Here is a 13,027-nt window from a genome sequence, read left to right on the forward strand (position 1 = left end):
GGGGCTATCGTGAGGCGTGCAGATACAGCAAAATGCCGGAGGGGCGAATCCGGGGTTCAGGGGCGCCTTCGCGTCGGGGTGCGGTGTGGGATGGCGACGGGACTGAACGCGGGGCCGGGCCCCTCCGACGATTCCGCCGACGACGCGTTCGAGCCGCCGCCGCCCGCCGCCGGCCCGTGGCCGCCGCTCGCCGACCTCGCCGCCTGCCTGCGCTTCTACAGCCGCCTGCCGGTCCCGGCCCTGCCGGGCGAGACCGACCTGCATGCCGCGCCCGATTTCCGTACCGTGCCGCGGATGCTGCCGCTTGCCGGGCTGGTGATCGGGGGAGCGGGCGCCATCGCGCTCGCGGCCTCCCTGCCGCTCGGCCTCGGGCCGTTCCTCGCCGCGACCCTGGCCCTCGCCGTCACGACGCTCGTCACCGGCGCCCTGCACGAGGACGGCCTCGCCGACGTGGCGGACGGGTTCGGCGGCGGCATCACGGCGGCCCGGCGCCTCGAGATCATGCGCGACAGCCGCATCGGCGCCTACGGGGCCGCCGCCCTGGTCCTGTCCTACGCGCTGCGCATCGGGGCGCTGGCGACCCTCGCCGACCGGATCGGCTGGCGCGTCGCCGTGGCCTTCCTGATGGCCGCCGCGCTCTCGCGCACCGCCGCCCTGTGGCCGCTCTGCCACCTCCCTCCCGCCCGGCCGGACGGCGCCGCCCACGCGGTCGGCCGGCCGACGGGCGCGACCCATGCCACCGCCTGGGCGCTCTGCCTCGCCGTGCTGGTGGCTGCCTTCTTCCTCGGCCTGCCCTGGCTGGGCCTGTGCCTCGCCGGCCTCCTCGCTGTCCTGGCCGCCTGGACCCTGACCCGGATGGCCGCGCGCCTCGTCGGCGGCCAGACCGGCGACGTCATCGGGGCGAGCCAGCAGCTTGCCGAGATCGCCGCCCTCCTCGCCCTCGTGATCGCGATTCCCAATTGATGCCCGTATCCTCTCCCTGCATCCGCCTCTGCGTCCTCGATCCCGTCACCGGCCTGTGCGAGGGCTGCGGCCGCAACCGCGACGAGATCGCCGCCTGGGGCGGCCTGTCCGAGCCGGAGCGGCGGCGCATCATGGCGGAGCTGCCGGCGCGGCTGGCAGAGGCCTACCCCGAGCCGCCGGAGCCCGCGCCGGCCCCGGCCCTGGCCTGAAGCCCATGCCGGGCGCCCTCGGTATCGGGCTCCTGCTCCTCGCCTGCGCCTACGCGCTGAATGTCTTCGGCGGGCGCGAGGTGGCGGGACTGCGCGCCGACGAGGCGGCCGGGCTCGCCGCGGCCGGCGGGGCCGCCCTGATGGTGCTGAACGGCGTCGGCCACCGGTTCCGGTCGGGATTCGGCGAGGGGCTCGTCGCGCTCCTGCTCTGGATCGCCATCGGCGCCGGGGTCGCCGGCCTCTACGTCTATCGTGACGCGGCGCGGGACATGGCGTTCCGCGCGCTCGGTGAGATGAGCCCGGGCGAGCCGGTGCCGGGGCGCGGCGACGAGGTGGTGATCGCCCGGCGGGTCGATGGCGGCTTCACGGTGCAGGCCAAGGTCAACGGGCGGATGCAGGCCTTCGCCTTCGATACCGGTGCGAGCGCAGTGGTGCTCACCGCCGAGAGTGCGGCCCATCTCGGTCTCCATCCGGGCCCGGGCGCCTACCGGGTCCAGGTCCAGACCGCCAACGGCCGCACCGCCGCCGCCCCGGTGGTGCTCGACACGGTGGCGGTCGGGCCGATCACCGAGACCCGGGTGGCCGCCCTGGTGACCCGGCCCGGCGCCTTGAGCGTCAACCTGCTCGGGATGAGCTTCCTGGAGCGGCTGAACTCCTACGAGGTGCGGGGCAGCCGGCTGATCCTGCGCGGGGCGCGGGGGTGAGCGGGCCCCGCTTCCTCGCGGCTCACGCCGGCGAGGCCAGCGGCTTGCCCTTCTCGACGATGTAGGTGCTGACGATCCGCACCGGCTTGGCTCCGCTCTTCGAGCCGGCATGGGGCACGCCCGGCGGGACCTGGAAGCCGTCGCCCGCCTTGAGCACGCGGGTCGGCTGGCCCTCGATCGGCAGCTCGATCTCGCCCTCCAGCACGTAGCCCGATTCGATGCCCGGATGGGTGTGGCGGCCGACCAGCACGCCGGGCTCGATCTCCACCTCGGCGGTGATGGTGACGTAGCCGGGGGCCGGTCCCTCGGTCTGGCCCAGGACCTTGCGCTTCACCCCCGGCGTCGCCGCGGGCGGCGTCTGCGCCCCGGCATCGGTGGCGAGAAAGCCGGTCAGGCTGCAGAGCGCGCACGAGGCGAACCCCGCGAAACCGCGGCGCGTCAGCATGGTGTTCCTCCCGTCAGCCGCGCTCTCCTTCGATCGGCGCGGTTCAGGGAGTGTGCGCGCCTGCGGATGACAGTCAAGGGAGGGTGATAGACTGACATCCGCATGCCCAGCGAAGCAACGCACCCGCGCGAATCTACTGTCACATTATCACACCAGACCATCCGGGGCCGCCCCGGTGCCGCAGAGCGGAGCCGGGACGGCCTGACCCGTGCCGACGGATCCCGTCGTCAGCGCTTGCCGAGCTTCTCCATCGGCGTCCGGTAGGTCTCCCGCGCCGTCCAGATCGAGACGGCGGCGATCCCCGCCGTGGCGGTGACGAAGACAGCCACCGGGACCCAGCCGGTCGGGCCGGTGCCGAGGAGCGCGGCGCTGATCACCGGGGCGAAGCCGCCGAGGGCAAAGCCGATCTGGGTGCCGATCGCCATGCCCGACAGGCGGACCTTGGTGTCGAACATCTCACCGTAGAGCGACGGCCACACCCCGTTGGCGGCGCTGTAGACCACGCCCGAGAGCAGGATGCCGAAGCCGAAGATGAGCGGCAGGTTGCCCTGGCTGATCGCCCACATGTAGGGCCAGATCAACGCCGCGGAGCCGAGCGCGCCGAAGATGAAGACCGGGCGGCGGCCGATCCGGTCGGAGAGCGCCGCGAAGGCCGGGATCGCGCCGAGCGCCACGACGTTGGCCAGGATCAGCACGGTCAGCATCGTCGAGCGGTCGATCTGCATCGTGTTGACGGCGTAGGACAGGGTGAAGACGCTGAAAATCGTGCTCACCACCGAGACGAGCGCCGCGAAGATCACCCGCAGCACGTCGGCCCACTGGGTGCGGAACAGCACAGCGACCGGCAGGGCCGCCTTCTCGTGGGTCTGCTCCTGCTCCTTCTCGAAGACCGGGGTCTCCGGCAGGGTGCGGCGGACCCAGAAGCCGACCGCGACCACGAGGGCGCTGAGGAAGAACGGGATGCGCCAGCCCCAGGACAGCATCTGGGCCTCGGGCATCTGGGTGATCGGCAGGAAGACCAGCGTCGCCAGGATCAGCCCGGCCTGCGTGCCGCTCAAGGTAAAGCTGGTGAAGAAGGCGCGCCTGTTCGCCGGCGCGTGTTCGAGGGTCATCGAGTTGGCGCCGGCCTGCTCGCCCGCGGCCGAGATGCCCTGGAGCAGGCGGGCGATGACGAGCAGGATCGGCGACAGGATGCCGATCTGGTCGTAGGTCGGCAGGCAGCCGATCATGAAGGTCGAGAGACCCATCAGCAGCAGCGTGAAGGTGAGCACCTTCTTGCGGCCGAAGCGGTCGCCGATATGGCCGAGCGCCACCGCGCCGAGCGGCCGGGTGATGTAGGCGACGCCGAAGGTCGCGAACGAGGCGATCGCCGCCGCCTGCGGGTTGTTCGGCGCGAAGAACAGTTTCGGGAAGATCAGCGCCGCGGCGGTGCCGTAGATGAAGAAGTCGTAATATTCGACCGCGCTGCCGATCCAGCTGGCGAGCGCGGCCTTTTTGGGAGCTTTCACGGTCTCGGGTTCGGCGTACGACGCGGCGCTCGCCGGAAGGGCGGAAGAGGTCATCGGGCGTTTCCTGTGAGGGGGGACGGACGGGCCCGTTGGATCGGGCCGCATTCTTGGGAGTGTTGGGCCGCGGCGCGCGCCGCCGGCCGGGGCGGGCTCAGGCTTCCTGGCCGAGCTCGGCGAAGTGGCGGAGCATCCGCTCCGGGTCCGGGGTCCGGCCGGTGATGAGCCGGAACGCCTCGACCGCCTGGAACACCGCCATGCCGCCGCCGTCGAGGGTGCGGCAGCCGATCCGCCGCGCCTCGCGGAGCAGCGCGGTCTCGAGCGGGAAATAGACGATCTCGGCGACGAACAGCCCCGGGTGCAGGTATTCGGCCGGCAGCGGCAGGCCCGGATACTTGTCCATGCCGGTCGGCGTGCAATGGACGAGGCCATCCGCTGCGGCGACTTCCGCCTTGAGGTCGATGCAGGCCCGCGCCCGGCCGGCGCCGAAGCGCTCGCACAGGGAGGCCGCCACCGAGGCGGCCCGGGCCGGATCGATGTCGTTGAGGACGAGATCCTTGACCCCGAGGGTGAGGAGCGCGTGGGCCACCGCCGCGCCGGCGCCGCCGGCGCCGAGCTGCACGACGTGATTCAGCGCCACGTCCGGCAGGCCGCGGCGGAACGCCTCGGCGAAGCCCCACCAATCGGTGTTGTGGCCGACCCGCTTGCCGTCGCGCAACACCACGGTGTTGACGGCGCCGAGCGCCGCGGCGTCGGGCGACAGCGCGTCGAGATGGGCGAGCACCGCCTGCTTGCACGGATGGGTGATGTTGAGGCCGGAAAATCCCATCCGCTCGGCGGCGGTGAGGAGTTCCGGCAGCGCGTCGGCGCTCAACCCCAAGCGCTCGAGATCGATCTTCTGGTAGAGGAGGCGCAGGCCCTGCGCGTCGCCCTCGTGTTCGTGCATCGCCGGGGTGCGGGAGGCCTGGATGCCGTTGCCGATCAGGCCGGCCAGGATGGAGGTGGGGGCAGCGCCCATCACGGGCTCCTCTCTCGATGCGTTCCTCGGATGGCACGATTGCGACGCGCTTGAATCCAAATGTACTAACCGGTACGTTCATGTCAAGCGCGAAAGACGGCCGGCGGCTCGGCCGCCGCTTCGGGCTCGACGGAGCCGGCCCCGTTTGCGATGGAGAGCCGGCGGAAACGCAGAGGGAGAGCGCGATGAGGAAAGCGATCGCCACGGTGAGCCTGAGCGGCACGCTGATCGAGAAGCTGGAGGCGATCGCGGCGGCGCGCTTCGACGGGGTCGAGATCTTCGAGAACGATCTCCTGTTCCATACCGGCGCCGCCCGCGACGTACGCCGCTACGCCTCCGATCTCGGCCTCTCCATCGACCTGTTCCAGCCGTTCCGCGATTTCGAGGGCGTCTCGGACGAGCAGCTGAAGCGCAACCTCGACCGGGCCGAGCGCAAGTTCGACCTGATGGAGGAGCTCGGCGCGCCCTTGATCCTGGTCTGCTCCAATGTCGGCACCGAAGTCTCGGACGATGACGCCAGGATGGCCGACCAGCTCTACCAGCTCGCCGAGCGCGCGGCGAAACGGGGCCTGAAGATCGGCTTCGAGGCGCTGTCCTGGGGCACCAGGGTGCGCACCTTCGACCGGGCCTGGGGCATCGTTGAGCGGGCGAACCACCCGCATCTCGGCCTGATCCTCGACAGCTTCCACACCCTGGCGCTTCCCGACGACTGGTCGGGCATCGCCCACCTGCCGGGCCAGCGGGTGTTCTTCGTCCAGCTGGCGGATGCGCCGCGCATCGGCATGAACCCGCTGACCTTGAGCCGCCATTTCCGCTGCCTGCCGGGCCAGGGCGACCTCGACGTGCCGGGCTTCCTCCAGGCGGTCCTGGCCTGCGGCTATACCGGCACGATCTCACTCGAGATCTTCAACGACGAGATGCGGGCCGCGCCGCCGCGCCAGACCGCCGCCGACGGCCACCGCTCGCTCCTCTTCCTGGAGGAGCGGGTGCGGCGCACCGAGGAGGCGGCCGCGCAAGCCCCCTCCCCGGCCAGGCGCTCCCGCCGCCGGGTCGAGCTGTTCGACCCGCCGCTGCCGCCCGCCATCGCCGGCCACCGCTTCATCGAGGTGGCGGTCGACGAGCGCTGCGAGGGCGCGCTGGCGCGGCTTCTCGGCCAGCTCGGCTTCACCCGGCTCGGCCGGCACCGCAGCAAGGCGGTGACCCTCTACGGCCAGGGCGAGATCCGCATCGTCCTCAACCGCGAGCCGGATTCCTTCGCCGCCTCCTACTTCCTGATGCACGGCCCCTCGGTCTGCGCCCAGGCGATCACCACCGACGACGCGCTGGCGGCTTTGGGCCGGGCCGAATCCTACGGCGCCGCCCGGTTCGGCGGCCGGATCGGGCCGGACGAAAACACCTTCCCGTCGATCCGCGCGCCGGATGGCAGCCTGATCATCCTCACCGATCCGCAGACCGGCGGCGATTTCGAGCGCGACTTCGTGATGGAGGAGGGCACGGAGCCGTCGGGCCTGCTGACCCGGATCGACCACGTGGCGCAGGCCCTTCCGGAAGGCCAGCTCGATTCCTGGGTGCTGTTCTACCGCGCGGTGCTCGGCCTCGAACCCGAGGACGTGGTGGTGCTGCCCGACCCCTACGGGCTCGTGCGCAGCAAGGCGATGTCGAATGCCGAGCGCACGATGCGCCTGCCGCTCAACATCTCGGAGAGCCGCAACACCGCCACGGCCCGCCTGGTGACGAGCTTCGCGGGTGCGGGCGTGCACCACATCGCGCTCGCCACCGACGACATCTTCGCGGCGGCGGAGGCCCTGAAGGCGGCCGGCGTGACGCTGCTGCCGATCCCGGCCAATTACTACGACGACGTCGCGGCCCGCTTCGGCCTCGACGACGCCCTGATCGCCCGGATGCAGTCGTTGAGCATCCTCTATGACCGGGTCGGCGAGGGCGAGTTCCTGCAGCTCTACACGACGCCGTTCGAGGAGCGGTTCTACTTCGAGATCGTGCAGCGGAAGGGCGGCTACGACCTGTACGGGGCGCCGAACGCCCCGGTGCGGATGGCGGCCTTGGCGGCGTTGCGCGGGCCGAACCTGTCGCAGGTGCTGCGGTAGGGGATTCGGGAGCGGGCGCGGCCTGCCCGCTCCTCTCCAGACCGGGGGCGGGCAGGATGCTGGCTCGATGAGATCGACACCCACCGCGTCGTTCCGGGCTCCGCTTCCGCGGCCCCGGAACGACATCGAGAGTGGGAGGTCGGTCGCGTGAGCGGTGCAACCGGGATTTCATAAAAAAGCCCCCGGAGCGGCACTCCGGGGGCTTTTCTCAATCTGGAAGAAACTCTCAGTTCTTCTTCTCGTCCGCCTTCGGCGCCGCCGCAGGGGCCGCCGCGGTCTTCTCGATCTTGGCGCTCTCGCGCAGCTTGGTGATGATGTCCTGCTGCGTCTTGCGGGTGAGATAGGCCTCGACCTGCTCCTTCATCTCGTCGAAGCTCGGCACCGGCTTGGTGCGCTTCTCCTCGACCTTGATGACGTGCCAGCCGAACTGGGTCTTGACCGGGTCGGAGATCTTGCCGGCCTCGAGCTTGAACGCCGCGTCGGCGAAGGGCGCGACCATCCGCTCCTTGGTGAACCAGCCGAGATCGCCGCCCTCGGCCTTCGAGCCGGGATCCTTCGACGTCTCGCCCGCGACCTTGGCGAAGTCCTCGCCGCCCTTCAGGCGCGCGGCGATCTTCTTGGCCTCGGCCTCATTGTCGACGAGGATGTGGCGGGCATGGACCTCCTCCTCGGGCTTCATCGCCTTGACGGTCTCGTCGTAGAGCGCCCGCTCGGCCTGCGGCGTCACCGCCTTCTTGGCCTCGCGCTCCAGGTACTCGTCGAGGAGGAGCTTGTCGCGAAAATAGGCGAGCTTGCGGGCGAAGTCCGGATTCTCGCCGATCTTGGCCTTCTCGGCCGCCTGGGCGCCGATCTTCAGGTCGACCATGTAATCGACGAGAAGGCCCTTCTTCTGCGCCTCGTCGACGCCGGGGAGCGACAGGGCCGGATCGTCGGCCGCCACCACGAGGTCGCCGGCGGTGATGGGCGCGCCGTTGACCTTGGCCACGACCGTGTCGGGCGATTGCGCAGCGGGGGCCGCGACGGGAGCCGCAGGCGGCGCGGCGGCGGGCGCCGGCGCTTGAGCGAGGGCCGCTCCCGGAAGAAGGAGCCCGAGGGCGAGCGCGCCGTTGCGCCAGAGGGGGGAGAGGGTCGGCATGGCGTGATCCTTGGGGCCCGTGCGCGATATCGGTTCTGAGACCGGCGGACAGGTGGCAAAGATCGGCCGACAAGACAAGCGGTGTGCGCGCCGCAGCGGCAGGGACGGGCCGCGCCCCGCGGATCCTGTGATCCGCGGGGATGCAGGACGGCTCAGTAGCCGGTCGAGGCGACCTCGACGCGGTTGCCGCGGCGGGCGAAGGCGACCGAGGCGGCGGCACCGTCCTGGGTACCGGGCACCGAGAAGCTGACCACCTGATCGGAGGCGAGGGTGGTGATGACCCGCAGCGGGGTGGCCGCAGCGGCATCCGTCGGCGCCAGGGTGGCGACGACGCGCAGGCCGTCCGTCTCGACGGTGTAGTAGGCCGAACCGCGCACCGGGCCGAGATCGAGGCTGTGGGCCTGACGCGGGTTCAACTCGGCGGCGCCGGCCACGGTGGCGAGAACGAGGCCGAGGGCGGTGAGGGAGAGAAGGCGCATCGGTGGTCCTGGGAGTTCTGTCCGCCGCGAGAAGCGCGTCCGGAAAGCCGGGATTCGCCGGGAGCCCACAACTAAGCATTCATCATGATGCAGCGCAATAGAATTATGTTGCAATGCACAATGCGCCGTCTGCACTTCCGGTCATCCCGTCTCGCCCACAGTGAAGGGCGCGACCATCGCCGAGCCTGGCCGCATCGGTCCGGCGTGACCTTCGGCTCGCCCTGCCCTACCTGCCAGCGTGGTGGATCCCGCCGCCCCGGCCGCCGATGCGACGCCCACTCATGAGACCCGCATGAGCACCTACCGCTTCGACAAGCTCCTCGCCCCGCGCTCCGTGGCGCTGGTGGGCGCGAGCGCGCGGCCGAACGCGTTCGGCGCCGCGATCCTGCGCAACCTGCGTGAGGCGGGCTTTCCCGGCCCGATCTGGCCGGTGAACCCGCGCCACGACAGCGTCGACGGGGTGCAGGCCTTCGCCGACCTCGCCGACCTGCCCGAGCCCGCCGACCTCGTGGTGATCGTCACGCCGCCGGAGACGGTGCCGGAGGTGGTGGCGGCGGCGGGCCGCCGGGGCTGCGGCGCGGCGGTGATCATCACCACCGGCCTCGGCAGCGGACCGGATTCCCTTGCCGAGGCCGCGCGGGCGGCGGCGCGGCGATCCTCGCTGCGCCTCGTCGGCCCCGACAGCATGGGGCTCGCCGTGCCGGGGGGCGCCCTCAATGCCAGCCTGCTCGCCCGGGCGCCGCTCGCGGGCGATCTGGCGCTGATCTCGCAGTCGCGCACGGTGGCGGCCGGGATCGTCGCCTGGGCGCAGGCACGCGGCACCGGCTTCTCGGGGATCGTGTCGCTCGGCAACGCGATCGACGTCGACATCGCCGATTGCCTCGACCATTTCGCCACTGACATCCGCACCCGGGCGATCCTGCTCTCGATCGACAGCGTGACCGACGCGCCGAAATTCATGTCGGCGGCGCGGGCCGCCGCGCGGGCGAAGCCCGTGGTGGTCCTGCGCTCCGGCCGGCACGACGCCGCCCGGGCGGGCGACGGCCGGCAAGCCACCCATACGGGAATCCTCGCCCGCACCGACGCGGTCTACGACGCCGCCTTCCGCCGCGCGGGTCTCCTGCGGGTGCAGGACCTCGACGAGATGTTCTCGGCGGTCGAGACGCTGGGGCGCCAGCGGCCCTTCCCGGGCCGGCGACTCGCGATCCTGGCCAATGGCCGCGGCGTCGGTGCCATCGCGGTCGACCGGCTCCTCGATCTCGGCGGCACCCTGGCGGACCTGTCGGACGAGACGCGGGAACGGCTCGCGGCGGCGGTGCCGGGCACGGATCCGGCAGCCTCGAGCCCGGAGACTTGGCGCAACCCGGTCGATATCGGGGCCGATGCCGACGGGGCGCGCTACGCCGCGGCTTTGGAGGCGCTGATCGCCGATCGCGACAACGATGCCGTCCTGGTCATCAACGTGCCGACCGCCCTCTCGGGCGGCAGCGAAGTGGCGACCGCGATCGTCGAAGCCGTGAAGCGCGGGCGCAAGGGCGCGTTCCGGGCCCGGCCGGTCTTCGCCGTCACCGTCGGCGACGAGGCGGCGGGCGAGATCCTGAGCCAGGCCGGCATCCCGCGCTTCGCCACCGATGCCGATGCGGTCGAGGGGTTCACGCATCTCGTGCGCTACCGCGAGGCGCAGGACGACCTCACCACTACCCCGGCGGTCCTGCCCGACGACCTGGTGCCGGATGCGGGCGCCGCCCGGACGATCGTCGATCGTGTGCTGGCCGAGGGGCGCACCTGGCTCGACCCGCGCGAGATGGCGGACCTCCTCGCCGCCTACGGCATCCCGGCCCAGCCTGTGGCCCTCGCCCCCGACGCCGATGCGGCGGCCGAGGCCGCCTGGCCGATCATCGCGGCGGGCGGCACGGTGGCGCTCAAGCTCGCCTCGCCGGACGTGGTGCACAAGTCCGATGTCGGCGGCGTGCGGCTCGGCCTCACCAGCGAGGCGGCGGTGCGGGATGCCGCCCGCGAGATGCTGGCCCGGGTCGCCGCCGAGCGGCCCGAGGCCCGTGTCACTGGCTTCGTCGTCCAGGCGATGCTGCGCCGGACGGAAGGACGCGAACTGATCGCCGGCCTCGTCGACGATCCGGTCTTCGGCCCCGTCGTGGTGTTCGGCCGCGGCGGCACCGCCGTCGAGGTGATCGACGACCGGGCGCTGGCGCTCCCGCCCCTCGACCGGCGGCTCGCCGCCGACCTGATCGGACGCACCCGGGTGGCACGCCGGCTCAAGGCCTATCGCGACGTGGCGGCGGCGGACGAGGCGGCGGTCGCCCTGGTGCTGGTCAAGCTCGGCCAGCTCGCCGCCGACCTGCCGGAGCTGCGCGAGCTCGACATCAACCCGCTCCTGGCCGACCGCGACGGCGTCGTCGCGCTCGATGCCCGCGCCGCCGTGGCGCCGCTGCCGCCGGAGCGCCGGCGCGATGCCGGCACCGGCCCGAGCCACGCCCGCTTCGCCGTGCGGCCCTATCCGCGCGCCTGGGAGCGCCGCATCGTGCTGGAGGACCAGGGAATCCTGGTGCGGCCGGTCCGGGCGGAGGACGAGGGGCTGTTCGAGGCCTTCTTCCGCCAGGTCAGCGCCGAGGACCTGCGCCTGCGCTTCTTCGCGCCGGTGCGCGACTTCAGCCACGCCTTCCTGGCCCGCCTGACCCAGCTCGACTACGCCCGCGCCATCGCCTTCGTGGCGATCGAGGAGGCGAACGGCACGATGATGGGCGCGGTGCGCCTCCACGCCGACGCCAACCACGAAACCGGGGAATACGCGATCCTGGTCCGCTCCGACCTCAAGGGCCTCGGCCTCGGCTGGGCCTTGATGGGGCTGATGCTCGACTGGGCGCGGGCGGAAGGGTTGCGGGTCGTCGAGGGGCAGGTCCTCCGTGAGAATACCACCATGCTGGCGATGTGCCGCAAGCTCGGCTTTGCAGTAAGGACGGATCCCTCCGATCCCGACCTGATGCTGGTGCGGCGTGCTCTCGCGGAGGAGGGTGCCGCGCCCGAATCGTGAAGACCCTGCTCTCGCCATGCGCGACACCCCTCCCCTCGACATCGCCGGCGGCCTGCTGCTCACCGCCGCCGCGGGCTACGTCGATGCCGTCGGCTTCCTGCGGCTCGACGGGCTCTACACCTCGTTCATGAGCGGCAACTCGACCCAGTTCGCGGTCTCCCTGGCGCAGGCCGGCCACCCGGTCGCCTGGGAGATCGCCCTGCTCTTCGCGTGCTTCCTGACCGGAGGCTTCTGCGGCAGCCTGGTCTCGCTGCGCGTGCCCGGGCGCTGGGGCCCGGCGGCGGTCCTGAGCGTCGAGACCGCGCTCCTGGTGCTCGCCCTCTCGCTGGCCGTCAGCCCGGCGCAAGGGCCGGTCGCGCCGCTGCTCGCCGCCGCCATGGGGGTGCAGAACGCGGCGCTCCGCCGGAGCGCGGGCTTTCGCCCCGGCGTGACCTTCGTGACCGGTACGCTGTTCAGCCTCAGCCATACCCTGGCCCAGGCGGCGACGCGGATCGGCCCGGCCTTCGGCTGGGTGCCGGATGCCTGCACCTGGCTCGCCCTGGTCAGCGGGGCTGTAGCGGGAGGGCTGGCCTACCGGGGCTACGGCCTGGAGGCGCTGGTGGTGCCGGTCACGGGCGTCGCGCTGGTTCTGGCGCTGGCGGTCGCGCGGGCTTTCCGGATGCGCGCGACCGCGTGAGGGCCCGCGACCGGCACCGACCGCGGGACTGATCCGGGAGGAAGGTGCCGGCTCCCCTCACCCACACGCGGGCGGGGAGCCGGCACGCGAGATCCGAAGGATCTTTTTTGACGGCCCCCCTGTGGCCGGCCGCCGTCCCCGACTCGAGGCCGGTTCCGACCGGCGATGGCGGATCCCCTGCCTCGCCAGGCGCACGGGTCGCCCGCTTCGCGCCCAAGATACGTCAGATCAAGATACGTCAGATATCGAACAGATCAGTGCCGCCGCGGCGTCGGTCATCGTGCCGTCCTGTTCGCCTTGCGCGGCATGGTGCAGAGCATTGGCCTCCGGAGCGAACACCGCACGAAATCGAGCCCGCCGCCGCATCACCTGCACGCATGTGCGTGCAGTCAGTGTCACATCTTGCCGCTGGCCTTCAACCGCGTCAGCCGCGTCACGGCCAGCTCCGCCGAATCATCCCGCTGCATCTCCTGCTGCCATTCCTCGATCATCGTCGGCCGGGATCGCAGGTTTTGTCGCAACATGTCTACCTGGTCTCGCAGGATGGTGCTCCGCGGAGCCGTTTCGTGCTTCGGGATCGGGGGTGATTTGCGGGAACTCGACATGGCGGGCATGCTCTGCGGGCATCGTTAACAGATGGTGAATGTCCGTCGGATCCACCCTCCGCACCGTCCTCGCTCACCCGATGGTGATCGGCGGCCTTGAAGCGGGCCCCGGCTGGCCGATAACTCCGGGCGAC

General features: G+C 71.7%; 12 protein-coding genes. 6 read left to right on the forward strand and 6 right to left on the reverse strand.

Annotated features, from left to right (window positions below; all coding sequences use genetic code 11):
* Positions 1-90: 90 nt before the first annotated feature.
* From cobS to DA075_RS08855, 3 genes are read left to right on the forward strand one after another with little or no spacing between them, the layout of a single operon-like run.
* The gene (gene cobS / locus DA075_RS08845) at positions 91-963 is read left to right on the forward strand and encodes an adenosylcobinamide-GDP ribazoletransferase (RefSeq protein WP_099952878.1); all 873 of its coding nucleotides are present in this window, start codon (positions 91-93) and stop codon (positions 961-963) included.
* Positions 963-1,172 (forward strand): DUF1289 domain-containing protein, encoded by a 210-nt coding sequence (locus DA075_RS08850; RefSeq protein WP_099952879.1) that lies wholly within the window; start codon positions 963-965, stop codon positions 1,170-1,172. Before cobS ends, DA075_RS08850 begins: the two co-directional genes overlap by 1 nt.
* A gap of 5 nt (positions 1,173-1,177) precedes the next feature.
* Entirely contained in the window at positions 1,178-1,876 is a 699-nt protein-coding gene (locus DA075_RS08855; RefSeq protein ID WP_099952880.1) for a retropepsin-like aspartic protease family protein, read from the forward strand.
* Between the two features lie 22 nt (positions 1,877-1,898).
* On the opposite strand, the gene DA075_RS08860 is transcribed toward DA075_RS08855, so the two are convergent.
* The 3 genes from DA075_RS08860 to DA075_RS08870 form a co-directional block, all read right to left on the reverse strand.
* Complete coding sequence (locus DA075_RS08860) at positions 1,899-2,321, reverse strand: cupin domain-containing protein (RefSeq protein WP_099952881.1); 423 nt, start codon at positions 2,319-2,321, stop codon at positions 1,899-1,901.
* 227 nt (positions 2,322-2,548) lie between these two features.
* On the reverse strand, positions 2,549-3,883 hold the full coding sequence (locus DA075_RS08865) for an MFS transporter (RefSeq protein WP_099952882.1): 1,335 nt from the start codon (positions 3,881-3,883) through the stop codon (positions 2,549-2,551).
* A gap of 97 nt (positions 3,884-3,980) precedes the next feature.
* On the reverse strand, positions 3,981-4,844 hold the full coding sequence (locus tag DA075_RS08870; RefSeq protein WP_099952883.1) for a shikimate dehydrogenase: 864 nt from the start codon (positions 4,842-4,844) through the stop codon (positions 3,981-3,983).
* Positions 4,845-5,029: 185 nt separating this feature from the next.
* Here DA075_RS08870 and DA075_RS08875 point away from each other — a divergent pair, with 185 nt between their 5' ends.
* Positions 5,030-6,949, forward strand: coding sequence for a bifunctional sugar phosphate isomerase/epimerase/4-hydroxyphenylpyruvate dioxygenase family protein (locus DA075_RS08875; RefSeq protein WP_099952884.1), 1,920 nt, complete (start codon positions 5,030-5,032; stop codon positions 6,947-6,949).
* A gap of 226 nt (positions 6,950-7,175) precedes the next feature.
* Here DA075_RS08875 and DA075_RS08880 read toward each other — a convergent pair whose 3' ends face one another.
* Positions 7,176-8,084: a peptidylprolyl isomerase gene (locus tag DA075_RS08880; RefSeq protein ID WP_099952885.1), complete on the reverse strand. Its 909-nt coding sequence runs from the start codon at positions 8,082-8,084 to the stop codon at positions 7,176-7,178.
* Between the two features lie 152 nt (positions 8,085-8,236).
* Positions 8,237-8,563, reverse strand: a complete 327-nt coding sequence (locus DA075_RS08885; RefSeq protein WP_099952886.1) for a hypothetical protein — start codon at positions 8,561-8,563, stop codon at positions 8,237-8,239.
* A 292-nt stretch (positions 8,564-8,855) separates the two neighbouring features.
* Here DA075_RS08885 and DA075_RS08890 point away from each other — a divergent pair, with 292 nt between their 5' ends.
* Entirely contained in the window at positions 8,856-11,612 is a 2,757-nt protein-coding gene (locus DA075_RS08890) for a bifunctional acetate--CoA ligase family protein/GNAT family N-acetyltransferase (RefSeq protein ID WP_099952887.1), read from the forward strand.
* Between the two features lie 16 nt (positions 11,613-11,628).
* Complete coding sequence (locus tag DA075_RS08895) at positions 11,629-12,288, forward strand: YoaK family protein (protein WP_099952888.1); 660 nt, start codon at positions 11,629-11,631, stop codon at positions 12,286-12,288.
* Between the two features lie 395 nt (positions 12,289-12,683).
* On the opposite strand, the gene DA075_RS35855 is transcribed toward DA075_RS08895, so the two are convergent.
* The gene (locus tag DA075_RS35855; RefSeq protein WP_123834218.1) at positions 12,684-12,902 is read right to left on the reverse strand and encodes a hypothetical protein; all 219 of its coding nucleotides are present in this window, start codon (positions 12,900-12,902) and stop codon (positions 12,684-12,686) included.
* Positions 12,903-13,027: the final 125 nt, after the last annotated feature.

Source organism: Methylobacterium currus (assembly GCF_003058325.1).
GTDB classification, from domain to species: domain Bacteria; phylum Pseudomonadota; class Alphaproteobacteria; order Rhizobiales; family Beijerinckiaceae; genus Methylobacterium; species Methylobacterium currus.